At 72.1% G+C, this 26,072-nt stretch carries 15 protein-coding genes; 6 read left to right on the top strand and 9 right to left on the bottom strand.

The window, feature by feature from the left end; translation table 11 throughout:
* Positions 1-111 precede the first annotated feature (111 nt).
* Positions 112-870, top strand: a complete 759-nt coding sequence (locus tag F4553_RS32940) for a TetR/AcrR family transcriptional regulator C-terminal domain-containing protein (RefSeq protein WP_184844114.1) — start codon at positions 112-114, stop codon at positions 868-870.
* Here F4553_RS32940 and F4553_RS32935 read toward each other — a convergent pair.
* Both F4553_RS32935 and F4553_RS32930 read right to left on the bottom strand, forming a co-directional pair.
* Positions 833-2,524 (bottom strand): class I SAM-dependent methyltransferase, encoded by a 1,692-nt coding sequence (locus tag F4553_RS32935; RefSeq protein ID WP_184844111.1) that lies wholly within the window; start codon positions 2,522-2,524, stop codon positions 833-835. The two genes, F4553_RS32940 and F4553_RS32935, sit on opposite strands and share 38 nt — an antisense overlap.
* Entirely contained in the window at positions 2,521-3,372 is an 852-nt protein-coding gene (locus F4553_RS32930) for a hypothetical protein (RefSeq protein ID WP_184844108.1), read from the bottom strand. The genes F4553_RS32935 and F4553_RS32930 overlap by 4 nt, the downstream gene beginning before the upstream one ends.
* A gap of 547 nt (positions 3,373-3,919) precedes the next feature.
* On the opposite strand from F4553_RS32930, the gene F4553_RS32925 reads away from it, so the two are divergent.
* From F4553_RS32925 to F4553_RS32910, 4 genes are read left to right on the top strand one after another with little or no spacing between them, the layout of a single operon-like run.
* Positions 3,920-7,123 carry a lantibiotic dehydratase gene (locus tag F4553_RS32925; RefSeq protein WP_184844105.1) on the top strand — a complete coding sequence of 1,068 codons (3,204 nt, stop codon included), beginning with the start codon at positions 3,920-3,922 and terminating at the stop codon, positions 7,121-7,123.
* The gene (locus tag F4553_RS32920) at positions 7,120-12,105 is read left to right on the top strand and encodes a non-ribosomal peptide synthetase (protein ID WP_184844102.1); all 4,986 of its coding nucleotides are present in this window, start codon (positions 7,120-7,122) and stop codon (positions 12,103-12,105) included. The genes F4553_RS32925 and F4553_RS32920 overlap by 4 nt, the downstream gene beginning before the upstream one ends.
* Positions 12,105-17,534 carry a type I polyketide synthase gene (locus tag F4553_RS32915; protein ID WP_184844099.1) on the top strand — a complete coding sequence of 1,810 codons (5,430 nt, stop codon included), beginning with the start codon at positions 12,105-12,107 and terminating at the stop codon, positions 17,532-17,534. Before F4553_RS32920 ends, F4553_RS32915 begins: the two co-directional genes overlap by 1 nt.
* On the top strand, positions 17,531-17,719 hold the full coding sequence (locus tag F4553_RS32910; protein WP_184844096.1) for an MbtH family protein: 189 nt from the start codon (positions 17,531-17,533) through the stop codon (positions 17,717-17,719). Before F4553_RS32915 ends, F4553_RS32910 begins: the two co-directional genes overlap by 4 nt.
* A 104-nt stretch (positions 17,720-17,823) precedes the next feature.
* Here the strand turns inward: F4553_RS32910 and F4553_RS32905 are convergent, their stop codons facing one another.
* The 6 genes from F4553_RS32905 to F4553_RS32880 all read right to left on the bottom strand — a co-directional run bounded on the left by F4553_RS32905 (position 17,824) and on the right by F4553_RS32880 (position 24,368).
* Entirely contained in the window at positions 17,824-18,207 is a 384-nt protein-coding gene (locus tag F4553_RS32905; protein ID WP_184844092.1) for a YidB family protein, read from the bottom strand.
* A gap of 95 nt (positions 18,208-18,302) precedes the next feature.
* Complete coding sequence (gene der, locus F4553_RS32900) at positions 18,303-19,712, bottom strand: ribosome biogenesis GTPase Der (RefSeq protein WP_184844089.1); 1,410 nt, start codon at positions 19,710-19,712, stop codon at positions 18,303-18,305.
* On the bottom strand, positions 19,709-20,386 hold the full coding sequence (cmk, locus tag F4553_RS32895) for a (d)CMP kinase (RefSeq protein WP_312875476.1): 678 nt from the start codon (positions 20,384-20,386) through the stop codon (positions 19,709-19,711). Before cmk ends, der begins: the two co-directional genes overlap by 4 nt.
* A 65-nt stretch (positions 20,387-20,451) precedes the next feature.
* Entirely contained in the window at positions 20,452-21,237 is a 786-nt protein-coding gene (locus F4553_RS32890; RefSeq protein WP_376776354.1) for a pseudouridine synthase, read from the bottom strand.
* Positions 21,238-21,469: 232 nt separating this feature from the next.
* Complete coding sequence (gene scpB, locus F4553_RS42625; RefSeq protein WP_312875572.1) at positions 21,470-22,402, bottom strand: SMC-Scp complex subunit ScpB; 933 nt, start codon at positions 22,400-22,402, stop codon at positions 21,470-21,472.
* 982 nt (positions 22,403-23,384) lie between these two features.
* Positions 23,385-24,368 (bottom strand): segregation and condensation protein A, encoded by a 984-nt coding sequence (locus F4553_RS32880; protein ID WP_184844080.1) that lies wholly within the window; start codon positions 24,366-24,368, stop codon positions 23,385-23,387.
* Between the two features lie 167 nt (positions 24,369-24,535).
* Here F4553_RS32880 and F4553_RS32875 point away from each other — a divergent pair, with 167 nt between their 5' ends.
* On the top strand, positions 24,536-25,078 hold the full coding sequence (locus F4553_RS32875) for an NUDIX hydrolase (RefSeq protein ID WP_184844077.1): 543 nt from the start codon (positions 24,536-24,538) through the stop codon (positions 25,076-25,078).
* A gap of 59 nt (positions 25,079-25,137) precedes the next feature.
* Here F4553_RS32875 and F4553_RS32870 read toward each other — a convergent pair whose 3' ends face one another.
* Positions 25,138-26,061, bottom strand: a complete 924-nt coding sequence (locus tag F4553_RS32870; protein ID WP_184844074.1) for a ParA family protein — start codon at positions 26,059-26,061, stop codon at positions 25,138-25,140.
* Positions 26,062-26,072 lie beyond the last annotated feature (11 nt).

Here is a 26,072-nt window from a genome sequence, read left to right as displayed (position 1 = left end):
AGCTGCGACGAACAGTGTTCGTGATGTACGAACACTGTTCTACCATCGAACGGTGTTCGCGACAAGTACGATGTCCGTCAGACAGCCCGGATCCGCAGCAGAGAGTGCCCGATGACGCAGATTCCCACCCCGCCGTGGCGCAAGCAGCGGCGCAGTACGCCGACGCGCAAACCGCTCAGCCGGGAGCAGATCCTCGACGCGGCGATGGGGATCCTCGACGCCGAGGGGCTGGACGCGATGAGCATGCGCCGGGTCGCCGACGAGCTGGGCACCGGACCGGCCTCGCTCTACGCCCACGTCGCCAACAAGGACGACCTGCTCGAACTCGTCCGCGAGCGGGTCATCGGCGAGATCCCGCTGCCGGTGCCGGACCCCGAGCTGTGGCGCGAGCAGCTCCACCAGCTCGCCGCCGATTCGGTGCGCGTCCTCGCCGCACACCGCGACATCGCCCGGGCGTGGCTCGCCACCGTGCCGACCGGCTACAACGCCCTGCGCATCGCCGAGACGATGCTCGGCATCCTGCTCGTCGGCGGGGTGCCACCCCGGATCGCCGCGATCGCGGTGGATCGGATCGCGCTCTACATCAGCGCCGACGCCTACGAGAACGCGCTGTGGCGCGGCAGGTACGAGGGCAGGGCCGCCGAGGAGTTCTTCGCCGAGGAGATCGGGCAGATCACCGAGTTCTACCGCAACCTGCCGCCCGGCGAGTTCCCCCACCTCACCGCCAACGTCGACTTCCTGACCAGCGGCGACGGCGACGAGCGCTTCGCCTTCGGCATGCAGATGCTGATCCGCGCGCTGGAGACCCACCTCCCGGCGCGCGGATCGGAGCTCAGCGCGCCGGCGGATCCTCCCGGGCCGCCCGGATGACCCGGCCCGCCTGCCGCTTGCCCCAGCGCAACGGCTTCACCGCGAGCTTGCCCGCGCGATAGGTCAGCGACCCGCTGAGCAGCTCCAGCTTGCGCTGCGCCTTCGCCAGGTGGTGCTCACGGGAGCCGAGCATCTTCTCCGACCAGGCGAGCCGTTCGGTGAGGCGGCCGATCTCCTCGCGCTGGCGCACGTTGGCCTCCCGCAGCTCCTGGAAGCTCGGCGCCGACCCGACCGCCTGGGCGGGCAGCAGCCACGGCTCCTCCGCGAGGCGGAGCAGCGTCTCCGCCACGTCCCGGCCGGACGCACCGCCGAGCACCACGGTGAGGCCGTCCACGCCGAGCGTCGAGGGCCACGGGTGGGCGTAGCCCACGGTCTCCAGCTCGAAGGCGAAGCGGCGCAGCCCGGTCGCGAGCACCTCGACCGCGGGCCGCGACGGCACGGAGCCGCGCCGGGGGTTGAGCACGGCGAAGGCGCCGTCGTGGAGCACGACGTTGTCGAGCATCGCGTACGCGTAGGGGGCGGGCAGGTCACCGAGGTCGTCGGCGAAGGAGTAGAGCCAGTCCGCGTAGGCCGTCAGGGTGCGCCGCAGCATCGGCAGGTCCCGCCGCAGGCAGCCGTCGATCAGCACCTCGCGCAGCAGCCGCCCGGCCGGGACGACGTCGCCCTGGTCGAGAGCGGTCGCCTGGGCCGGCACCGAGCCGAGCGCGGACGGCGAGGTCGGGGCGGAGCGGCGCAGCAGGGCGGCATCGTCGGCGACGAGTTCGACCGGCTCGTCGGCGAGGAGCACCACCGGCAGGGCGGCATCGGGTGCGGCACCGGCCCGGGCGCAGATCCACCACGCCGGGGCGAGCGCGCTCGCGGCACCCGCGTGCAGGGCCGTGGAGGCGAGCGGCCACGGATCGCGCAGCAGCTCGACACCGGCGAACCCGGTGGCGCAGGCGTCGGCGAGCACCGACTCGATCGCACCGACGGTCTCGCCGGGCGCGTCGAGGCTCGCCGTCGCGACCAGCGCGGTCGGCCGATCGGGCAGCGGGTAGGCACCCCACTCCCCGGTGATGGCGAGCCCGTCGGCGGCGAGCAGCGAACGCAGCTCGGACAGGATCCGGGGGCGGCCGGGCTCGGAGACGCCGGGCAGGCGCCACGCGGTGTCGTCACGGTCGGCGTACCACGGCTGGAGCTCGACCATCCGGTGCAGGCCGAGCGGGTTGTCGACGGCGAGCAGCAGCGTGCCCTCGGGGCGCAGCGCCGAGCGGAGCAGCCGGTAGAGCTCGGCCCAGCTCAGGTCGCGGCCCTCCGCCGTGAGCAGCCGGTCGAGCCCGGCGAGCGCGATGACGGCGTCGAAGCCGTCGCCGATCGGCAGCCGGGAGACGTCACCGACGATCACGTGTACGCCGGGGTTGGCGGTGTTGCGGCCGACGACCTGGACTCCGTCGGCGTAGGCCTGGATCAGGACCGTCAGGTCGACACCGCGCTCGACCAGCACGTCGATGAGGGCCTGGTCCTCCGGGCCGGCGAGCAGCACGCGGGAACCGGCGGGGACGGTGTGCGCGATCAGCCGCGGTGCGACGCCGCTGCGGATCGGGCCCGGACCGGCCGACCAGAACAGCATCTCGGCGCCGAGCAACTCGGGTGCCGTCGAGGCCTGACCATTCATCGTGCCACCTCCGTTGTGCGCGCCCACCCGAGCAGGTGGCGCAGTTCCTCCGGGCTACAGCGAAAGTCCTTGCCGAGCTCGGCGGCGGCGAGCTGCCGGGCCGTCTCGACGTCGGGGGCGACCCCGTGCAACTCCGGCCACTGGCGCCGGATCCTGGGCACGCCGCCGTAGGCCGGGTCCTCGCCCTGCAGGGTCATCGGATTACCGTAGACGGCCGGTTCGCAGCCGGACGCGATGCCGTAGAAGAGGGCGCTGCTGACCCGGTTGGAGGCGATCCGGCGGTGCCGCCGCAGCTCGACGAGCTGCTTGGTGAGGAAGTGCGGGTCGGTGTCCTTCCACCAGTGGCCCCGGTAGCCGTGGCTGACGATCCGGAAGCCGGCGTTCTCGTAGCGGCGGCGGACCTTCGGGGTGCGGTACTCCTGCCAGTAGAGGCAGACCGTCACCGGACCGGTCTCGACATCCTTGATCTGCTCGATCAGCTTGCCGTGGTCACCCTTGACGTGCCCGCCCTCCCATCCGTGGAAGGGGTAGTAGATCGTGCCCTCGCGCTCGGCCTCGGGCACCGCGCCCAGCTCCGGCTCCACCTCCTGGAGGTAGATCCAGGGCGCGCCGATCACGACCACGTTGCGCTTGCCCATCGACCACGCCGTGCGGCGGACCCGTTCCGACCAGGCGAAGATGGGGGTGCGCTCCGCGTAGGGGTGTCCCGGTGCCAGACCGTCGCCGATGTTCCAGCCGTGCTGGACGTACCCCTCGATCTTGGGCGGATCCTGCCCGTCGGAGAGATCGAGACCGCAGTAGCGGGCGAGCACGTGAGCATGTCCGTAGAAGTGATTGGCGTGGTGCACGTGTGTCCTATCGATGGAGAGAGTCCAGCCTACCTGACGGCCTCAGTCCGCCTACCGGCTCGTGAACCTATCGGCGGCGGGCGAACGGCTCCTGTCGTCCAGGTTAACGAAACGTGCAGAACACCTTAAACAGATAATTACCATAAAGCGCCCGGTTGCTCGCTATCCGGGAACAAAGATGCTTGAGTCATAGAGCGCCATGCATCACTCAATCGAGGCATGCGAAACAGTGATGCAGTCAACCCGGTGGCTGTCGTCTATTTGACAGCCATGGTGACTCACCGCATTCATCGATCCGTACCACTTAATGTGATTCGTGGAGATAGGTCGGGAAGATCATTGATACATCGCACTATCTTTGACCCGTTCACGCCGTGATCTGCCCGTTTTCACTGTGCGTTAAGGGATTCCCACTAGATCAGCCCCGGTGGATGAACTCCATTCCACTACCGACTCCATGCGAACTAGTGTTCCGGCCACCGCACAACGTTCCGTTCGCCGTCGTGATCCGACGGCATGGCGGATCACGAGCACGGAGGCTCATCCCATGCCCCTTCGGGAACCGACTGACGCGCGCCCGCATCCCGGTGGTGCCGATCCGCTCTTCCCGAACGCGACCCGGCACGACGCCGAGGTCATCCTCTTCTGCCTGCCCTTCGCCGGTGGCGGTGCCAGCGCCTTCCGGTCCTGGCGACAGGCCTTCCCGGCCGCCGTCGACCTGCAGCCGATCCAGCTCGCGGGCCGGGAGACCAGGATCGCCGAGCCGTTGCGGATCGACGCCGAGGAGATCGCAGCCGCCATCGCGCGTCGGATCGATCGACCATACGCTATCTATGGCCACAGCATGGGAGCCCGGCTCGGTTTCGAGGTGATCCGCGCCCTGCGCGCCCTCGGCAGCCCGATGCCGCTGCGCTTCTACGTCGGCGCCGCCCGCCCGCCCGACCTCACCGAACCGATCGTGCGCATCGCCGACCGGCCCGACGACGGGTTCGTCGAGGGACTGGAGCAGCTCGGTGGCGTACCGGCCGGGGTGATGGACGTGCCCGAGCTGCGCGAGCTGCTGCTGCCGATGCTGCGCGCGGACTTCCGCTGGATCGACGACTACCGCTACACGCCGGGCGAGCCGCTGCCCGTGCGCATCGTCGGCTTCGGCGGCCTCGCCGACGCCTCCGTCCCGCCGGACCTGATGCGGGGCTGGGCCGCGCACACCAGCGTGGGCTTCCAACTCCGCCGCACCGCGGGCGGCCACTTCTTCCTGCATAGCGAGGCGCCGACCGTGACCGCGCTCATCACCACCGACCTGCTCGGCGCCGTCCACGAGCAGGACGACCTGGCCGACGCCGAGGCCGCCGAGACCCCCGTGCCCGTCGACACCACGAACGACCCCGGCGGCACGGACCACCACATCCCGCTGCCCGGCACCGAGTGGAGCGTGTGGCGCTCGGCGCTGCTGCGGACCACCGGCTTCCCGGCCGACGGCCTGCACCGGCTCGCCGCGCCCGAGCTCGCCGCGGTCGCCGACGCCCACCTCGGCGGCGGCGCCGACGGCGAGGCCTACGCCCGCGCCTACGCCGAGGCGGTGGCCCGGGTCAGCGCCGAGGTCTGGGCGATCACCGGCGATCCGCTCTTCCGCGAGGCCGTGACCTGGCAGAACCGCACCGCGATGCACGCCGTGGACGGCGTCCGCAACCAGGGCGCCGTCGCTCCGCGCAACTCCAAGCGCCGCCAGCGGGAGGAGACGATCGCCCAGTACTGGCAGCGCTACTGCGCCAAGAACGAGACGATCGGCTTCTTCGGCCCGGTGAAATGGATCACACTCGACCCGGACGGCCCCGCCGTCACCGCCCGGCCCGGACCAGGTCTCATCAGCGGCCGGCGGGTCTTCCTGGAGCACTGGGCGCTGTCGGCCTTCGCCGCGGCGATCACCTCGGAGCCCCGCGTCCGCCAGTGGCTGCGGCCGTCCCTCCACGCCCAGCTGAGCCTGCGCGGCCGGCAGCTCCTGCGCCCGGCCCACGCGCCCGTGTCGCTCACCGCGGCCGAGGCCTCGCTGCTGTCGCGCTGCGACGGCCGCCGGCCGGCGATCGAGATCGCCCGCTCCGCCGCGAACGACCCGGACTCGCCGCTGCGCAACAGCGACGACGCGCTGATCCTGCTCGGCCAGCTCGCCGACCGCGAGCTGATCCGCTGGGACCTCGACCTGCCGATGCGGCTGCACGCCGAGGAGTCGCTCGCGGAGCAGCTCGGCGCCATCGGCGATCCGTCGATCCGGGCGGAGCTCCTGGCGAGCTACGCCACGCTGCGCGCGGCCCGCGAAGCCGTCGGTGCCGCAGCCGGTGATGCCGAGGCGCTGAAGGAGGCGCTCGACGCGCTGGACCGCATCTTCGTCGAGCTCACCGGCCGCGACGCCCAGCGCCGCTCCGGCGAGATGTACGCCGGTCGCACCCTCTGCGTCGAGGAGTGCGACCGCGACCTGGAGCTGAGCTTCGGCGCGCCGGTGCTGACGGCGATCGCCGCCCCGCTCGCCATCATGCTGCAGGCTGCCCGGTGGCTCACCGTGGCGACCGCCGACGCCTACCTCGCCGTGCTGCGGGAACTCTACGACGACCTCGCCCGCGAGCACGGCTCCGCCGACGTGCCCTTCGGCCAGTTCTGGTACCTGGCGCAGGGAACCCTGTTCGGCACGGTGGACCGGCCCATCGACGCGGTCACCGACGAGTTCACCCGGCGCTGGGCGCAGCTGTTCCGCCTGGACCGCTTCGGCCCGGAGACGCACGAGGTCACGCTGGCCAGCGCCGACCTCGCCGACATCGTCAAGGACGTCTTTCCGGCCGAGCGCCCGGCCTGGGCCGCGGCCCGGATGCACAGCCCCGACCTGCACATCTGTGCCGAGAGCGTCGAGGCGATCGAGCGGGGCGACTTCACGGTCGTCCTCGGCGAGCTGCACACCGCGCTCACCACGCTCGACTCCGAACTCTTCCTGCTCTGGGCGCCCAACCGGCCGGAGCTGGCCGCGGCGATGCTCGCCGACGCCGGGCCCGAACGGGTGCTGCCGCTCTATCCGCTGTCGTGGCCGCGCAACACGCCCCGCCTCGGCGCGGGCCTGCACAACGACAGCGACGTGCAGCTCGGCATCGCGCCCGCCCCCGGCGCCGACCCCGACCGGCTCCTGCCGGTGACCGCCCTGACGCTGAGCGAGAAGGACGGCGACCTCTTCGTCCACGCCGGTAGGCATCGGTGGCCCCTGATCGAGCTCTTCGCCGAAGTGATCACCAACGCCCATACCCAGGGCTCCTTCAAGCTCGTCGCGAGCACCGGGCACGCGCCCCGGATCACGGTCGACCGGATGGTGGTGGCCCGCGAGACCTGGCGTACCACGCTCGCCGAGACCGGGCTCGCCGACGCCAAGGGCGAGGAGCAGCAGTACCTCGCCGCGCGCCGCTGGCGAGCCGCACTCGGCCTGCCGGACCAGGTCTTCGTCTCCGTCGCCACCGAGACGAAACCGACCTACGTGGACCTGACGAGCCCGACCTACATCAGTGCGCTGTGCGCCCTGCTGCGGGGGACGCGGACCGCGCACGGCGACCGGGTGCGGATCACGGTGAGCGAGATGCTGCCCGGCACCGACCAGGCCTGGGTGCCCGACAGCGCCGGACGCGGCTACTTCTCCGAGCTGCGGATCCAGGTCCGCGACCCGCACTCGAGCCTCACCGCTCGCGCACCGCAGAGCATGTCGAAGGAGCCGGGCCGATGACCCTCATCTGCGACCTCTTCGTCGAGCAGGCCGGCCGCCGACCGGACGCGCTCGCCGTGCGGACCTGGGAGAAGACCCTCACCTACGGCGAGCTCGACGCCCGGTCGAGCGCACTCGCGGCGGTGCTGGTCCAGCACGGCGTCGGACCCGACTCCAGGGTCGGCATCTCGCACCGGCGCGATCCGTCGATGGTGGTGGCGATGCTCGCCATCCAGCGGGCGGGCGGTGCCTACGTGCCGCTGGACCCGACCCACCCGCCCGCACGCAACCGGCTCGTCATCGACGACGCCGGGATCAGCATCGCGGTGGTCGACGACGCCGGTGCCGCGGCCCTCGCGGGCGACGGGCTCATCCTGGTGCCGAGCTCGGCCGGGGAGCCCGGACCCGCGCCGGTCAACCGCGCCCGGCCGGGCAACGCCGCCTACGTCCTCTACACGTCGGGCTCGACCGGTCTGCCCAAGGGCGTCGTCGTCACGCACGCGAACGCGGTCGCCTACATCACCACGGCCGTCGAGATGCTGGACCTCGGCGAGTGGTCCCGCTGCGTCGGCTTCGCGGCGCTCGGCTGGGACGTCTCGGTCCTCGACACCTTCGCGTCGCTCATCAGCGGCGGTTCGCTGGCCCTCGTACCCGAGCGGGACAAGATCGACCCCACCCGGCTGCAGACCTTCATGGAGGAGCACCAGGTCACCTGGGGCCTGCTGCCGCCGGCGCTGCTGCCGCTGCTCGACCCGGACCGGCTGCCCAGCTTCACCCATGCGATCACCGGCGGCGAGTCGCCCGGCCCCGAGCAGGTGGCACGCTGGTCCGCGCCGCCGGGGCGCCGATTCATCAACTGGTACGGCCCGACCGAGACCACCATCGTCGTGGTCGGCGCGGAGCTGACCGGGACCTGGGACACGCCGGTGCCGATCGGCCACGCGCTGCCCGACTGCGCCGCCTACATCCTCGATGAACAGATGCTGGAGTGCCCCGTCGGCACACCCGGTGAGCTGCTCATCGGCGGTCCGCAGGTGTCCCGGGGCTACCTCGGGCGGCCGGCGCTCACCGCCGACCGGTTCATCCCGGACCCGTTCAGCGGGGTCCCCGGCTCCCGGCTCTACCGCACCGGCGACCTCGTCGTCCGCGATCCCGACCACGGCATCATCTACCTCGGGCGGCTCGACCGGCAGGTCAAGGTCTCCGGGCAGCGGGTCGAGCTGGGCGAGATCGAGAGCGTGCTGCGCGGGCACCCGGGCGTGGCGCAGGCCATCACGGATGTGAGCCCGAGCGCGACGGGGCTGCCCGAACTCGTCGCCTACCTCGCCCCGGCGACCGCTCCCGACCTCATCGAGCTGCGCGACTACTGCACCGAACGGCTGCCGGTCTACATGACGCCGACCCGGGTGGTGCGGCTGGACACGTTGCCGCTCAACAACTCCGGCAAGGTCGACATGGCCGCGCTGCGGGCCGCCAACGCCCCGGTCGCGGTGCCGGCCGAGGCGGCGGGGCTGGTGGCGTACTCCCCGATGGAGCGCGCGGTGGCCACGGTCTGGAGCCGGGTGCTCGGGGTGCGCGAGCCGGGACTCGACGACGACTTCTTCGCCAGCGGCGGACACTCACTGCTCGCGATGCGCCTGGTCGCGGCGGTGCGGGCGGAGCTCGGCCGGGCGGTGACCGTCGAGGAGATCGTCGAGGGGCGCACCCTCGCCGGGTTCGCCGCGCGGGTCGCCAAGGCCGAGCAGACCGGGACGGCGCCGCTGCGCACGGGCCAGCCGCCCGTGCTCTCGGCGGCGCAGCGGCGGGTGTGGTTCGTGGACCGGCTCGCCAAGGAGACGCCGGCCTATAACATCGCCCTCGCCGAGCGGCTGCACGGGCCGATCGACGTCGATGCCCTCGCCGTCGCGCTGCGGGCGGTCGCGGCCCGGCACGAGGTGCTGCGGTGGCGCTTCCCGGACTCCGGCGGCGTGCCCTACGTGCACGTCGACCCGGCCGACACCGAGGTGCCGCTGCCGGTCGTCCCCGTCGACGAGGCGACCCTGCGCGAGCAACTGGAACGCGTGGCGCTGGAGCGCTTCGACCTCGCCGCGGGTCCGCTGTGGCGGGCGCGGCTGCTGCGGCTCGACGAGACCGAGCACGTGCTCGCGATCACCGTGCACCACGCGGTCTTCGACGGCTGGTCGCAGGAGGTGCTCTACCGCGATCTCGGCGAGGCCTACGCGATCGCGGTCACCGGCGCGGAGCCCGTGCTCGACCCGCTGCCGGCGACCTTCGCCGACTACGTCGGCTGGCTGCGCGACCGGGACGCCGCGGATTCCGAGACCGCGCTGACCTGGTGGACGGAGCGGCTGCGCGGAGCGCCGACGGTGCTGGACCTGCCCCGCGATCACGCCCGCCCGCCGGTGCAGACCTTCACCGGCAGCGCGGTCCGTGCCGAGATCCCCACCGCGACCGCCGACGCCGTCCGCGAGCTCGCCGTGCACCTCGGCACGACGCCCTACGCCGTGCTGCTGGCGGCCTTCGCCCAGCACCTGCGACGGCTGACCGGGCAGCGGGACCTCATCATCGGCGCCCCCATCGCCGACCGGCGGCACCCGGCCTTCGAACCGATGATCGGCTTCTGCGTCGACACCGTGCCGCTGCGGCTCACCGTCGACGACGGCCGGGACTTCACCACCCACGTACGGGCCTGCGGCGACACCGTGATGGCGTCCCTCGCCCAGGCCGAGACGCCGCTGGAGCGGATCGTCGGCAGCCTCGGGGTGGACCGGGACCTCAGCCGCAACCCGCTGGTCCAGGTGCTGTTCAACATGTACAACTTCGCCGAGCCGCACCTGCACCTCACCGGCGTCACGGCCGAGCCGGTGCAGCCGGGCCTGCCCGGGTCGCTCTTCGACCTCACGCTCTACGTCTCCGAGCAGGCGGGCGGTTTCGCTCTCCAGGCGGTCTTCAACCCGGACCTCTTCGACGCCGACCGGATCGAGGCGCTGCTCGCGGGCTACCCGCACCTCGTCGGCGAGCTGGCCACCGCGCCCGACCGGCCCGTCGGCGCCGCCTCGCTGCGCCCGGCCACCGCCGCGCTGCCGCACCCCGATCAGCCGCTGGCCCGCTGGTCCGGCCCCGGCGTCGTCGAGCGGATCGCCGCTTCGTCCACATCGGACACCGTGGCGATCACCGGCACCGGCGGCGAGCTCACCCACCGCGAGCTGCACGCGGTGCGGGCCGGCATCGGCGCCGCGATCCGCGCCGCCGGAATTCCGGCCGGTACGCCGATAGCAGTCCTCGCCACTCGCGACACGGCTCTCCCGGCGATCCTGCTCGGTACGCTCGCCAGCGGCGCGAAGTGGGCGGTGCTGGACGCGAGCCTGCCACCGGCCCGGCTCGCCGCGCAGGCCCGGGCGGCGGGCTGCTGTGCGCTGCTCGCCTGCCCCGGCGCGGTCCCGCCCGCCGAACTCGCCCACCTGCCCGTGGTCCCCTTGGCACCAACTCTTCAAGAGTTGGTGCTAAACGGCGGCGCGAATGCCGCGACTCTTGAAGAGTTGGTGCCGGCCGAGCAGCGGGGCTACGTCTCCTTCACCTCCGGGACGACCGGGGAGCCGAAGGCGGTGCTCACCGGTGAGCGGGCCCTGGCCCACTACGTCGACTGGGCTCCGGGCGCCCTCGGACTGCGTGCCGACGACCGGTTCGCCCTGCTCGGCGGGCTCGCCCACGATCCGCTGCTGCGCGACGTCTTCCTGCCGCTCGCGCTCGGCGCCACCCTGCACGTGCCGCCGCAGGACCTGCTGCGCGACCCGGTCCGGCTGACCCGCTGGCTCGCCGACGCGGGTGTCACCGTGCTGCACCTGACCCCGCAGCTGCTGCGGCTGCTCACGGCGATCCCGGACGCGGCACTGCCCGGCGTGCGGCTCGTCGCGACCGGCGGCGACCAGCTCACCGCGGTCGACGTCGTCCGGTTGCGGGCGATCGCGCCCGGTGCCCGGGTCGTCAACCTCTACGGCACCACGGAGACACCGCAGGCGCAGGGCTTCCACCCGGTCGCCGACGACCTCGCCGCCGACAGCGGGGCGATCCCGGTCGGCCGGGGCATCGACGGCGCCCAGCTGCTCGTGCTCGGCCCGGCCGGGCAGCCCGCCGGGGTCGGCGAACTCGGCGAGCTCGTCATCCGCAGCCGCTACCTGGCGCACGGCTACGCCACCGAGGGTCGCCTCGACCATGACCGCACCGCGAGCCGTTTCCGGGCGACCGATCCCGACGGGGGCGACGAGGAGGATCGCATGTACGACACCGGGGACCTGGGGCGTTACCGGCCCGACGGCGAGGTCGTCCTCGCCGGGCGGGACGACGACCAGGTCAAGATCCGGGGATTCCGGCTCGAACTCGGCGAGGTGACCTCGGCACTGCTCGCGCACCCGGAGGTCCGCACCGCCACCGCGATCGCCGACACCGAGAACGCGGAGGTCGTGGTCCGGGCATACGCGGTCGCCGCCGGTGCGGGGTTGACGGTCGAGGCGCTGCGGACGCACCTGGGGCGGCTGCTTCCGGCGTACGCGATGCCGTCGTCCCTGACCCTGCTCCCGGCGATGCCGCTGACGGCGAACGGCAAGGTCGACCGGGCCGCGCTCCCCCGGCCCTCGGCGCGTCCGCGCAGCGGTGCCGCCGACGAGCCCACCACCCCGACCGAGCGCGTCATCGCGACCGTGTGGCGCGAGATCCTCGCGCTGCCGAGGGTGGGCGTCACCGACAACTTCTTCGAGGTCGGCGGGCACTCGCTCGCGATCGTCGCGGTGCAGACCAGGCTCGGTGGCCTGCTCAGCCGCGAGATCGACATCCTCGACCTCTTCCGCCACCCCAACATCCGAGCACTCGGCGCCCATCTGGACGGCGCCAACCGCGGTCCTGGCCTGGACCGCGCGGCGCAGCGGATCGCCGCACGCCGTGATCGCAACCGTCGCACCACCACGGCCCGCCCCGGCGGCGCCGCGCCTGAGGAGGGCAGCAACTGATGTTCGAGGAAGCAAACGTGGAACCCATCGCCGTGATCGGACTGGCGTGCCGGTTCCCCTCTTCCCCCACCGCCGGGCAGTTCTGGCGCAACCTGGTCGACGGGGTCGACTGCGTACGCCACTTCACCGCGGCGGAGCAGTCCGCCTTCGGCGTACCCGACCATGAACTCGCCGACCCCAACTTCGTCATGGCCGCGCCGGTCCTCGACGACATGGAGAACTTCGACGCGGCGCTGTTCGGCCTCACCAAGCGCGAGGCGGAGCTGCGCGACCCGCAGCACCGGCTCTTCCTGGAGCTCGGCCACACCGCACTCGAGGACGCCGGCTACGACCCGGCCCGCTACGCCGGTGAGATCGGCGTCTACGGCGGCATCGGCGCCGACGAATACCAGTGGCGCAACCTGCGCCGCAACGCCGTCGTGATGAGCGGGGCCGGGTCGCTGTCGATCCTCACCGCGGCGCACCCCGACTACCTCGCCACGCACCTGTCGCACAATCTCGACCTGCGCGGCCCCAGCCTCACCATGCACACCGCCTGCTCCACGACGCTCGTCGCCTTCCACATCGCGTGTGAGGCGCTGCGCAACGGCGAGTGCGACATGGCCCTCACCGGCGGCGCCTCGATCGAGCTGCCGCACGGCCACGGCTACATCTTCACCGACGGCGGCATCCTGTCGCCCGACGGGCGCACCCGCACCTTCGACGCCTCGGCGCAGGGCACCCTGTGGGGCAGCGGCGGCGGAGTCGTGCTGCTCAAGCGGCTCTCCGACGCGATCGCCGACGGCGACCACATCCGGGCCATCGTCCGGGGCAGCGCCGTCAACAACGACGGCGCCAACAAGGTCGGCTTCTCCGCACCGAGCCTGGAGGGGCAGCAGGCCGTCGTCACCCAGGCCCTCGGCGTCGCCGACGTGGACCCGCGCACCATCACCTACGTCGAGACCCACGGCACCGCCACCGGGCTCGGCGACCCGATCGAGGTCGGCGCGCTCGCCAGCATCTTCCGCCAGCACAGCGAGGACATCGGCTGGTGCGGCCTCGGCTCGGTGAAGACCAACATCGGCCACCTCGGCCCGGTCGCCGGCATCGCCGGCATCATCAAGACCGTGCTCTCGATCGAGCACGGCATCCTGCCGCCCAGCCTGCACTTCGAGCGCCCCAACCCGAAGCTCAGCCTGGAGACGAGCCCGTTCTATGTCAACGCGACGCTCGCCAAGTGGCAGCCCGTCGACGGGCACCCGCTGCGGGCCGGTGTCAGCTCCTTCGGCATCGGCGGCACCAACGCCCACGTCGTGCTGGAGCAGGCGCCCGCCGTCGAGCGGCCGCACCGGGAGCCCCGGCCGTCGCACCTGGTGCAGATCTCGGCCCGCACCGAGACAGCGCTGACCGCGCTCACCGACCGGCTCGCCACGCACCTCGCGGCGCATCCGGAGACCGAGCTGGGCGATGTGGCGTACACCCTGCGGGTCGGTCGTCGCGCGCTGCCGCACCGCGCGGTCGTCGTCGCGACCACCGCGACCGACGCGGCGAAGGCCCTCACCGACCGCAAGCGCAAGGTCGTCGGCAGCGTGCCCGCCCGGGTGCCGCGCGTCGCCTTCCTCCTGTCCGGCCAGGGCGCCCAGTTCGCCGGGATGGGCGCGCAGCTCTACCGCACCGAGCCGGTCTACGCGGCGGCGGTCGACGAGTGCCTGCGGGTGCTCGGCGGCGACCTCGCCGAGGAGCTGCGCGGGCTGCTGCTCACCGACGAGTTCGAAACCCCCGCGGCCCGCACGGCCGCCGACTCCCGTCTCGCGCAGACGGCGCTGACCCAGCCCGCGCTCTTCATCATCGAGTACGCCCTGGCGCAGCTCTGGGCCGCGTGGGGCGTCCGCCCGGCAGCGATGATCGGCCACTCCATCGGCGAATACGTCGCCGCCACCCTGGCCGGGGTCTTCAGCCTGCCCGACGCGGTCCGCCTCGTCGCCGCCCGTGGCCGGCTCATGCAGTCGATGCCCAACGGCTCGATGCTCGCGGTGCGCCTCGACGAGGCGGAGCTCGCGGCGAAGCTGCCCGACGGGATCTCGATCGCCACGGTCAACGGGCCGGGTGCCTGCGTCGTCGCCGGTGCCACCTCGCTGATCGAGGACTTCGCCGTCGCGCTCGACGCCGAGGGGGTCGGCAGCAAGATGCTGCGCACCTCGCACGCGTTCCACTCGCCGATGATGGAGCCGATCCTGGGCGAGTTCCGGGACCTCGTCGCCGCCGCCGAGCGGCACGCGCCGCAGGCAGCCTTCCTCTCCAACGTGACCGGCGGCTGGATCAGCCCGGCCGAGGCGACCGACCCGTCCTACTGGGCGCGGCACCTGCGCGACGCGGTGCGCTTCGGCGACTGCGTCGCGGCGCTGCTCGCCGACGGCGACTGGCTGCTCGTCGAGTGCGGCCCCGGCAAGCAGCTCGCGGGCCTGGCCCGGATGCACACCCCGCGCGAGGCCACGGCGCCGATCCAGAGCCTGCCCGGACAGGGCGAGTCCAAGACCGATCTGCAGACCCTCTACGCCGCCGTCGGGCAGCTCTGGACCGCCGGCGTCGCCGTCGACCAGGCCGCCTTCGGCGAGCCGGGCCTGCGCGTTCCGCTCGTGCCCTACCCCTACGAGCGCAAGCGCTACTGGATCGAGCCGACGATGGCCGACATCAGCATGGACGCGCCGGAGCCGACCGGGCCCCGCCCCGTCGAGCAGTGGTTCACCGTCCCGGCGTGGCGGCAGGCCGTCGCCACACCCGCCGACGCGGTGCCGGAGCGGTGCCTCGTCTTCCGGGACGGCCCGGCCAGCTCCGAGCTCGCCGCCGGGCTGCGCTCGGCCGGTGCCGTGGTCATCGAGGTCTCGCCCGGCTCGGCCTTCGCCCACGACGCGGGCGGCGGCTACACCGTCCGGCCCGGTGCCCGTGACGACTACGACGCGCTCCTCGCGGCGCTCGCGGCCGACGGCATGCCCGGCCGGGTCGTGCACGCCTGGGCGCTCGACGGCGAGCCCGCCGGGCTGGACCCGGATCTCGCCTGGCAGGCACAGGACCGGGGCTTCTTCAGCCTCCTCAACCTCGTGCAGGCGACGGCGGCGGCCCAGCTCACGGTGCACATCGACGCCGTGACCGCCGGTACGCAGGACGCGGTCGGCGGCGACGCCACCCGCCCCGAGCACGCGACGGTCGTCGGCATCGCCAAGGTCGTACCGCTGGAGAACCCGGCGATCACCGTCCGGCACATCGACACCACCACCGGCGGGCGTACCGCCGACGTGCTCGGCGAGGTCTCCCGGGCGCCGCAGGACAAGGCGGTCGCGCTGCGCGGCGGCCGGCGCTGGGTGCAGGAGTGGGAGCCGGTCACGCTGCCCGCCGCACCCGACACCAACCTCCGCGACGGTGGGACCTACCTCATCACCGGCGGTCTCGGCGGACTCGGCATCACGCTCGCCGAGGACCTCGCCGTCCGGCACCGCGCCAACCTCGTGCTGCTGTCCCGGTCCGGGCTGCCGCCGCGGGAGCAGTGGCAGAACCACCTGCGCGTGCACGGCACCGCCGACCGCGTCGGCCGGGCCATCGCGGCGATCGGCCGGATGGAGGCCGCCGGTGGCCGGGTGCTCGCCCTCGGCGCCGACGTGAACAGCGCGGACGACCTCCGCCGGGTCCGGACGCTCGCCATCGAGGAGTTCGGCACGCTCGACGGCATCGTGCACGCGGCCGGCGTACCGGGAGGGGGCATGGCCGAGGTGAAGGAGCGGGCCGTCGCCGAGGCGGTGCTCGCGCCCAAGGTCGCGGGCACGCTCGCGCTGCACCGGGCCTTCGGCGACCTGCCGCTGGACTTCGTCGCGCTCTTCTCCTCGGTGACCGCGGTCGCGGGCGGCTTCGGCCAGGTCGACTACTGCGGCGCCAACAACTTCCTCGACTCCTACGCCCGCGGCGACCACGGCTGGAACGCCCAGGTCACCTCGATGAACTGGGGCGGCTGGCTGGAGGTCGGCATGGCCGCCGAGGTGGCCGCTCCGGCGTCATTCCGGGCGCTGCAGCGCGGCGACCGGGCCAGCGTCGTGGACCACCCGGTGATCACGGCACGCCACGGCGGCGACGGCGACCAGCTCGCCTGGGCCAGCGGCGTCGTCGCACCGGACACCCACTGGGTCCTCGACGAGCACCGGATCGCGGGCGTGCCGGTCATGCCCGGCACCGGGCACCTGGAGAACGTCCGCAGCGCCTTCGCGGCCGTCCGCCCCGGCGCCGACGGAACCGCGGTGGAGCTGCGCGATGTCGTCTTCGTGCAGCCGATGTCCGTCGCCGACGGCGGCGGCGCCGAGGTGCGGGTCGAGTTCGCCGAGGGCACCGACGGTGCCGACTTCCAGGTCGTCAGCGTCAGCGCCGGAGCCACCGCCACCCACGTGCAGGGCAACGCGGGCTGGGTCCCGGTCTCGGCCGCACCGGTGGTCGACATCGACGCGATCCGGGCCCGCTGCCTGCTCGCCACCCACGAGATCGACGGCGGCGACGACGTCTCGCACTCCGGCCTGCTCACCTTCGGCTCCCGCTGGGGCAGCCTGCGCCGGGTCGACGTGGGCGCCGAGGAGCAGCTCGCGCTGCTCGAGGTGCCCGCGCACGTCGCCGCCGAGCTCGACCGGTGGGTGCTGCACCCGGCCCTGCTGGATGAGGCGACCTCCTTCGCCCGCGGCGCCGGTGAGGGCCAGTACCTGCCGATGGGCTACGGCAAGCTGCTGGTACGCGACTCGCTGCCCGCCCGGATCTACAGCCACCTGCGCTTCCGGGCCGAGTCCAGCGGCGAGATCATCACCGCCGACATCACCATCTATGACGAGACCGGGCGTGAGCTCGTGGCGATCAGCGACTTCGCCCTGCGCCGGGTCGACCGCGCCGCGATGACCGAGACCGTCCAGCAGGGCGGGGTCACCGTCGCGGGGCGCCTCGACACGGCCGCCTCGACCGAGACCGGCATCAGCCGCGCCGACGGTGCCGAGGCGTTCCGGCGGGTCCTCGCCCGCGTCGACGCACAGGGGCTGGGGCACCAGATCGTCATCACCGCGCAGTCCCTCCAGCGCGTCTTCACGGGCGTCGCGAGCGTCACCCAGGAGACGGTGGCCGACGAGTTCGACGGGTCCGGTACGGGCGGCTCAGGCGGTGCGACGAACCGCGAGGGTTACGTCGCACCCCGTACCGAGCTGGAGTCGTCGCTCGCCTCGGTCTGGGGCGCCGTGCTCGGGGTCGACTCCGTCGGTGCCGAGGACGACTTCTTCGACCTCGGCGGCAACTCGCTCATCGCGGTGCAGCTCATCTCGCAGATCCGCAAGACGGTCGGGGTGAAGCTGCCGCTGCGCAGCCTCTTCGAGACGCCGACGGTGAGCGGGATGGCCGGCCTCGTCGAGGGCCTGCGCGCGGCGGAGCAGTCGTGAGCCGGTTCGTCGTCGTCCTCAACGACGAGGAGCAGTACTCCCTCTGGCCCGCCGACCGCGGGCTGCCCGACGGCTGGCGGGTGGAGGGGTTCGAGGGCGGCAAGGACGAGTGCCTCGCACACATCGAGTCGGTCTGGACCGACATGCTCCCGCGCAGCCTGCGGTCGGCGATGACCGGGGAGTAGGGCTCCCGGCCCGGGGCGGGACCCACTCCTCGCCGGGCCGGGAGACCGGGGCGCGCGGACACTGCGGGCCGGTACGCGATGCGTACCGGCCCGCAGTGCTGTTCCTAGGACTGTGGCCCGCTCGGCGTGCCGAAGAGCTTCGTGAGCTGGTCCTGCAGCGACTGCGCGTTGGGCAGCTCGCCGTTGGGGCTCAGCGTGTCGACGAGGCCTGGCAGGACGTTCGCCAGCTCGTTGGCGGCGGCCTCCGGCGCGATGCCGGCCTTCTCCGCCACCTGGGTGACGGCGTCGGTGCCGAGCGCCTCCTGCAGCTGCTCGCCGGTGATCGGCTCGTTGTCACCGGTGCCGACCCACGACTGCGCCTGGCCGCCGAGGCCGCTACTGGTGAGCTGGTTGAGCAGCTGGCTGACGTCCGGCGACTTGCCGCCCGTCATCTGCTTCAACAAGCCCTGCACCATCTGCTGCACCTGCGGATTCTGTAGCAGCTGCATGATCTGTTGCTGGCTAACCATGACCTACCCCCGTCCGAGAAAAGGCGAAATGCCCTCATCGATCGTAGGGTCAGAGCTGGTCGTGGCGCCGGGAATCAGCGGTTGCCGGCGGCCTTCTCCGAGCGGCGCGTCCGCACCGAGAACTCGATCGGCGTGCCCTCGAAGCCGAACTCCTCCCGCAGCTTGCGCTCGATGAACCGGACATAACCGGGGTCGAGCGGGCCGGTGGTGAAGATGACGAACTTCGGCGGCTGCGTGCTCGCCTGGGTCGCGAAGAGCACCCGGGGAGCGCGTCCACCGCGCACCGGGTGCGGCGTCGCCTGCACCAGGGCGGTGAGCCAGGCGTTGAGCTTGCCGGTGGGCAGGCGCTGCTCCCAGCTCGCCAGCGCCGTCCGCAGCGCGGGCGCGAGCCGGTCGATCGAGCGGCCGGTCGCGGCGGAGATGTTGACCCGGATCGCCCACGGAATCCGCTTCAGCTCCCGGTCGATCTCCTTGTCCAGATACCACCGCCGGTCGGTGTCGACGAGGTCCCACTTGTTGAAGGCGAGCACGAGCGCGCGCCCGGCCTCGTTGACCATCGTCAGCAGGCGCTGGTCCTGCTCGCTGATGACCTCGCTGGCGTCGAGGAGCACGACGGAGACCTCGGCCGCCTCGATCGCACCGGCGGTCCGCAGGCTGGCGAAATACTCCGTGCCGCTCGCCTGGCCGGCCCGCTTGCGCAGCCCGGCGGTGTCGACGAACTGCCAGACCTCGCCGCCGAGCTCGACGAGCGAGTCGACGGGGTCGACCGTGGTGCCCGCGACCGAGTCGACGACCGAGCGCTCCTCACCGGCGACCCGGTTGAGCAGGCTGGACTTGCCGACGTTGGGTCGGCCGACGAGCGCCACCCGGCGCGGGCCGCGCGGGCCGGACTCGACGATCGGCGGCGCGGTGGGCAGCGCCGCGAGGATCGCGTCGAGCAGGTCGCCGGAGCCGCGGCCGTGCAGCGCCGAGAGCGGGAAGGGCTGGCCGAGGCCGAGCGACCACAGCGCCACGGCTTCCATCTCGATCGCCTGGTTGTCGCACTTGTTGGCGATCAGGATGACCGGCTTCTTGCTGCGGCGCAGCATCTTCACCGCGGCCTCGTCCACATCGGTCGGTCCGACCACGGTGTCGACGACGAAGAGGATCACGTCGGCGGTGTTGACGGCGACCTCGGCCTGCCGGGCGATGGCGAGCGCCCGGTCCTTGGCGTCGGGCTCCCAGCCGCCGGTGTCGACGACGGTGAAGCGGCGGCCGGACCACTGCGCGTCATAGGCGACCCGGTCCCGGGTCACGCCGGGCTTGTCCTCCACGACCGCCTGGCGGCGGCCGATCAGGCGGTTGACCAGCGTCGACTTGCCGACGTTGGGACGGCCGACGACGGCGACCACGGGAGCGGCGACATCGACCGAGGCGGTGGCGTGCACGCCCTCTTCGGCGGCGTCGGCCAGCTCGACCCAGTCGCCGGACAACTCTGTGTTCATGGAGTAACGACTCCCTTAGCTCGGAGCAGCTCGATCATGGTCGAAACGACCTCGTCGATGCCCAGTTCGGTCGAGTCGAGCACGACGGCGTCGGGCGCGATCTGCAGGGGGTCGATCTTGCGGGTGGAGTCCAGGTGGTCCCGGCGGGCCAGCGCCTCGGCCGTGGCCTGGACATCGGTGTCGTGCTCGCTGGAGCGGCGGCGGGCCCGCTCCAGGGCGGAGGCGGTCAGGTAGACCTTGAGGTCGGCGTCGGGTGCCACGACCTGGCCGATGTCGCGGCCCTCCACCACGATCGCACCGGCCGCGGCGATGATGTCGCGCTGCCGGTTGACGAGGAGCTCGCGGACGGCCGGCACCGCGGCGACCGCGGAGACGGCGGAGGTGACCTCGGGGCCGCGGATGGCCGCGTCGACGTCCTCGCCGTCGGCGGAGAAGTGCGGATGCGCCGGGTCCGTGCCGATCCTCAGATCCACCTCGCCCGCGACCTTGGCGATCGTGGCCGGATCGCCGAGGTCGACGCCCGAGCGCAGCACCGCCCAGGTGATCGCCCGGTACATCGCGCCCGTGTCGAGGTAGGCGGCGCCGAGCGCGGCGGCGAGCCTGCGCGACACGGTCGACTTGCCCGAACCGGACGGTCCGTCAACAGCCACCACACACCGAGCCACCACGGTCACTCCCCTGCCGAACGGTCCCTGAAATCCTCAACCCCCTATTCTGCCCGGTCGGGCAGCGCCACGCGTCACCGAGTGGCGGGAGTCTCCACATCATCGTCGATCTCGAAGTCCCGGTCGTTGCGCGCGATGTCCCGGTCCAGCTGGCCGGAGTCGTGCTGCTCGACCGCCTTGAAGAGCGCCGCGACCTCGGCCGGGTTGAGCCGCCGGGTGCGCCCCGGCCGGATGTCACCCAGCTTGATCGGCCCGATAGCGGTCCTGACCAGGCGATTCACCGGGTGCCCCACGGCCTCCAGCATGCGCCGCACGATGTGCTTGCGCCCCTCGTGCAGGGTGATCTCGATCAGCGCCGACTTACCCAGGGCATCGATCAGCTTGAAGCTGTCGACCCGCGCCGGGCCGTCCTCCAGCTCCACCCCGCTCTGCAGGGCCCGGCCCACCGCGCGGGGCAGCGGGCCGTCCACCTCGGCCAGATACGTCTTGGGTACGCCGAACGACGGGTGCATGAGCTTGTGTGCCAACTTGCCGTCGTTCGTCAGCAGCAGCAGCCCCTCGGAGTCCGCGTCGAGCCGCCCCACGTGGTAGACCCGGATCGACAGATCCGTCACATAGTCGGCGAGCGCCTCGCGGCCCTGCTCGTCGGCCATCGTCGAGACGACGCCACGGGGCTTGTTCATCGCCAGGTAGACCAGGCGGGTGTCGACGATCACCCGGGCGCCGTCGACGTGGATCTCCGCCGTGGCCGGGTCGGCCCGGTCCCCGAGCTTCGCCACCCGGCCGTCGACCGTCACCCGGCCCGCCGCGATCAGCTCCTCGCTGGCCCGCCGCGAACCGACCCCCGCCGTGGCGAGCACCTTCTGCAGCCGCTCCGCGTTGGGGTTGTCGTAGGTCGAGGGCTTCTTCGCCTTCTTCGCCGGACCCGGCTCCGACCGCGCCGGGCGGTAGGAGTCGTCGCGGCCTGTGCCGCCGGGGCGGACGGCGATCTTCCCGACCCCCTTCGGGGGCTGCCACTTCTTCTCCGCCTTCGGCGCGTCGGTGCCGGTCGTCTCGGCGCCGGGCGTGTCGGTGCTGTCGGAGGGGCTCGTGTCACGTGGATGCATCGGAGAGCTCCTCAACGTTGTCAGGCAGGAAGGGCGCCAGCGGCGGCAGCTGGTCGAGCGAGTCGAGGCCCAGCTTCTCCAGGAAGAGGCCGGTGGTGCGGTAGAGGTGGGCACCGGAATCGGGCTCCGCGCCGCACTCCTCGATCAGGCCCCGGCTCACCAGCGTACGCACCACGCCGTCGCAGTTGACACCTCGGATGGCCGACATGCGCGAACGGGTCACCGGCTGCTTGTAGGCGACGACCGAGAGCGTCTCCAGCGCGGCCTGGGTCAGGCGGACGGACTGGCCGTCGAGGATGAAGCGCTCGACGTAGCTCGCGTAGGCCTCGCGGGTGTAGAGCCGCCAGCCACCGGCGGCGCGGCGCAGCTCGAAGCCGCGGTTCTCGGCGGTGTAGGACTCGGCCAGCCGGATCAGGGCGTCGAAGACCCGGTCGGTGGGCTGCTCCAGGACCTGGGCCAGCATGACCTCGCCGACGGGCTCGTCGACGACGAGCAGGATCGCCTCCAGCGCGGACCGCAGCTCGGCCGGGTCCATCGCCGCGAGCTGCGACGGGATCGCCGCGGCCAGCGCAGCCGTGGGCTCCGCCGTCGTGGCGGGCTGCTCCTCCCGCCGCAACTCTTCAAGAGTTGTTCCTAAGGTCCACGCCTTGGACTCGCCCGCCGCCTGCGCGGGAACCGTCGCCTGCGGCGTCCCGGTCTCCCCCGCCCCAGACTCAGACTCAGACTCAGCGCCAGCCTCAGCCGCTGGTTCCGCCGGCTCAGCCTCAGCGCCAGCCCCCGCCGCCGGTTCCGACGACTGATCCTCATACTCAGCGGCCGGTTCAGCCTCGGACTCAGCAGCCGGCTCAGCCTCCGCCGCTGGTTCCGCCGACTCAGCATCCGGCTGCCCGTCGGCCGCCATCTGCGCGGCGTCCGCCATCTGCGCGGCGGCCGCCACCAGCGCGGCGTCCGCAGCGCCGGTCTCCCCCAGGCGCAACTCTTCAAGAGTTGGTGTTATCGCGTCGGACTCCAGCTCAGCCTCGACAGCTCCGGCGGCGGGCTCGAGAGCCTCGGCGAGCGGCTCGGCGGTTTCGGCGACGGGCTCGAGAGCTTCGGCCACGGGCGCCGGCTCGGGTTCGGCGGCGGGCTCCGGCTCGGGCTCGTCCTCCTGGCGCAACTCTTCAAGAGTTGGTGTTATGGCGTCGGCCTCGTCGGACGCTTCCTCGCCGGTCTCCAGCGAGACCGGGTCCAGCAGCTCCGCGTCCGGCAGCTCCGCGTCCTGAAGCTCCAGGTCCTGAAGCTCCGGATCCTGAAGCTCCAGGTCCAACAGCTCCGGCTCGGCCTTGGTATTCGGCTCCGACGCCACTGCTACCGGCGCGGCGGGCTCTTGCGCCGTGCTCGGCTCCGGCTCCACCGCGACCGGGGTCGCCTGCTCGGGCGAGTCCGAGTCCGGCTCGCCCGACTCCGGAGCCATGCAGTCCCAGCCGTCCTCAGCGGTATCCGGCTCGGCAGTAGCAGCCTCCGGCTCGTCGTCCACGATCGCCTCGGCCGGGACGGCGAGCGCGTCCACCGGCTCGTCGGTCTGCGGCTCGGCGTCGACAGGTTCCTCGACCAGCGCGTCCTCGTCCGAGTCGATGTCTGCATCGACATCGGCTGCGTGAGCTTCTGCGTCGATGGGAGCTTCCGGCTCGGCCACCACCGCACGGACCGGCGGCTCCTCGTCCCCGGCAGGCTCGGCGCCCGTCTCCGATGGGACCAACTCTTGAAGAGTTGCGCCATCGGGGGGGATCGCACCGTCGGGGGGAGTTGCGGCGGAGGCCTCCGGCGTCTCGGCGGCGGAGGCGCGCTCCTCGGCCGCGACGGGCTCGGGGTCGCGCTGCCATGGCGGCACCCAGGCGGCTGCGCGCTCGGCGAGGGAATCCTCAGGGTGTGTCATGGTCGTCGTCCCCTGCGCTCTCGTTCTCTTCGGTGCTCTCGGCCACGAGCGGCTCGGCGGCTGCGGTGACGTCGTCGGCCTCATCGTCCGAATCGGCCTCGTCGTCGATGCCGACCGTGTCCGCGTCGTCGTCGCCGTAGGTGTCGATCTCGAAGTCGGGCGGCGGAGCATCCTCCGTGTAGGTCCAGATCACGGTCAGCTCGCCGAGCGCATCGGGCTGCTCGAAGGTGACCTGTCCGGCCCGGTAGAGCTCCAGCAGCGCCAGGAAGCGCGCTACGACCTCCAGTGTGCTCTCGCAGTCGACCGTCAGGGCGAGGAACGTCGCCTTGCCGTATTTGCGCAGCCGCTCCCGGATCCGCTCGGCGTGCTCGGGCACGCTGACGCGTACCTGATGGATGTGCGCGACCGAGACGAGAGCCGGCGGCGGCTTGGGGGTGAAGACCCGCAGGGCGATCTTGGCGAGGCGCTCCGGACCGATGCCGAGCACCAGGTCGGGCAGCGCGTCGGCGAAGCGCGGCTCCAGCTGCACCGAGCGCGGCCACCGGCGCTGCCCGGATTCGGCGAGCTCCGCGAGGTAGGCGGCGGCCTGTTTGAAGGCGCGGTACTGCAGGAGCCGGGCGAAGAGCAGGTCCCGGGCGGAGAGCAGCTCCAGGTCCTCCTCGTCCTCGACCTCGGCGGCGGGCAGGAGCCGCGCGGCCTTCAGGTCGAGCAGGGTCGCCGCGATCACCAGGAACTCGCTCGCCTCGTCGAGGTCCCAGTCGTCGCCCATGGAGCGGATGTGGGCGATGAAGTCGTCGGTCACCGTGTGCAGGGCGACCTCGGTGACATCGAGCTTGTGCTTGCCGATGAGCTGGAGCAGCAGGTCGAACGGGCCCTCGAAGTTGATCAGGCGCACCCGGAACCGGCCGTCCACGACCGGCTCGGACGCCGCGGCTTCGGGCGTCAGCGTCTGGTCGGGGACAGCGGTCATCGGAAGACCGTAACCCTTGGCATCGCACTCATCCTAAATGACGACCGTGATGGTCTCCCGCCTGGCGACGCGGCATGGCGGGTCGCACCATATGCCGACCCGCCAGGTGAAGGTCTCCTCCATAATCATCGCAGCTCCGCACCGCCGTCTTCGACAGGAGTACGTCGATGATCCACACCGATCAGGTCGCCCGGGTGGTCGCCGCCTACCTGGATCGCCACCCCGGCGACGCAGCACGCCTGGAGCCGCTGTGCACGGCGCTGGCCGAGGGCACAGACATCGCATCCCGGAAGACTTTCACCGGCCATGTCACCTGCTCGGCCGTCGTCGTGAACGCAGCTCAGCAGGTGGTCCACATCCGTCACAACGTACTGCAGGCCTGGCTGCGCCCCGGCGGGCACCTGGAGGACGAGGACACCAGTCTCGTCGGCGCCGCGGCCCGCGAGGTCGAGGAGGAGATCGGAATCCCCGCCGATCGGCTGACGCTTGTGGACGAGACCCCGGTCGACATCGATGTGCACCCCATCCCCGCCAACGACGCCAAGGGCGAGCCCGGACACCGGCACTTCGACGTCAGGTATGTGTTCACCGTGATCGGGAAGGCAGAGGTACGCCTGCAGGCCGAGGAGGTCCACGATGTCGTCTGGCTGCCACTCGCCGAGATCCAGCCGGAACACGTACGCGACCGGGTCAGCCGACTCCTCAGGTGAGGAGCCCGTGAACGTGTGCGTCATCCGTCGCCATGACGGCGAGCAACGCACAGGACCGGTTAGCGGGCGTCCTGCTGGGCGATGACCTCGCGGGCCAGCTGCCGGTAGTTGCGGGCACCCGACGACGCCGGGTCCAGCGACGTGATCGGCGCCCCGGCCACCGTCGACTCGGGGAACTTCACCGTCTTGGTGATCACCGTCTGGTAGACCTTGTCGCCGAACGCCTCGACGACCCGCTGGAGCACCTGGCGGCAGTGGGTCGTCCGAGAGTCGTACATCGTGGCGAGGATGCCCTCCAACTCCAGATCGAAGTTGAGCCGCTCGCGCACCTTGTCGATCGTGTCCAGCAGCAGCGCGACACCGCGGAGGCTGAAGAACTCGCACTCCAGCGGGATCAGCACGCCGTGGCTGACCGTCAGCGCGTTGATCGCGAGCAGGCCCAGCGACGGCTGGCAGTCGATGAGGATGAAGTCGTACTCCTTGCGGATGCCGCGCAGCACCCGGGCCAGCGCCATCTCCCGGGCGACCTCGTTGACGAGCTGGATCTCGGCCGCGGAGAGGTCGATGTTGGCGGGCAGCAGGTGCAGACCGGCGACGTCGGTCTTGATGATGACGTCCTCGATCGCGATGTCGTCCTGCATCAGCAGGTTGTAGATCGAGAGGTCGAGGGTGTGCGGGTTGACACCGAGGCCGACGGAGAGCGCGCCCTGCGGGTCGAAGTCCACGACGAGAACCTTGCGGCCGTATTCGGCGAGCGCGGCGCCCAGGTTGATGGTGGTCGTGGTCTTACCCACGCCGCCCTTCTGGTTGGCCATCGAGATGATCCGGGCCGGGCCGTGCCGATCGGTCGGCATCGGCTCGGGGATCTCTTTGCGCACCGTATAGGCAGACGGATCGGCGGGACCGAGGTCCGCCCCCAGGTCCAGAGTGGACTGCTGAGCGCGCAGAGTCGAGGTCCACGAGTCCGCCCTGTCGCCTGACATGTTCCGCCCTT

It is taken from the genome of Allocatelliglobosispora scoriae (genome assembly GCF_014204945.1).
Lineage (GTDB): Bacteria > Actinomycetota > Actinomycetes > Mycobacteriales > Micromonosporaceae > Allocatelliglobosispora > Allocatelliglobosispora scoriae.
The sequence above is the reverse complement of the archived record's forward strand: the minus strand, read 5'-3'. Positions and strand labels throughout refer to the sequence as shown.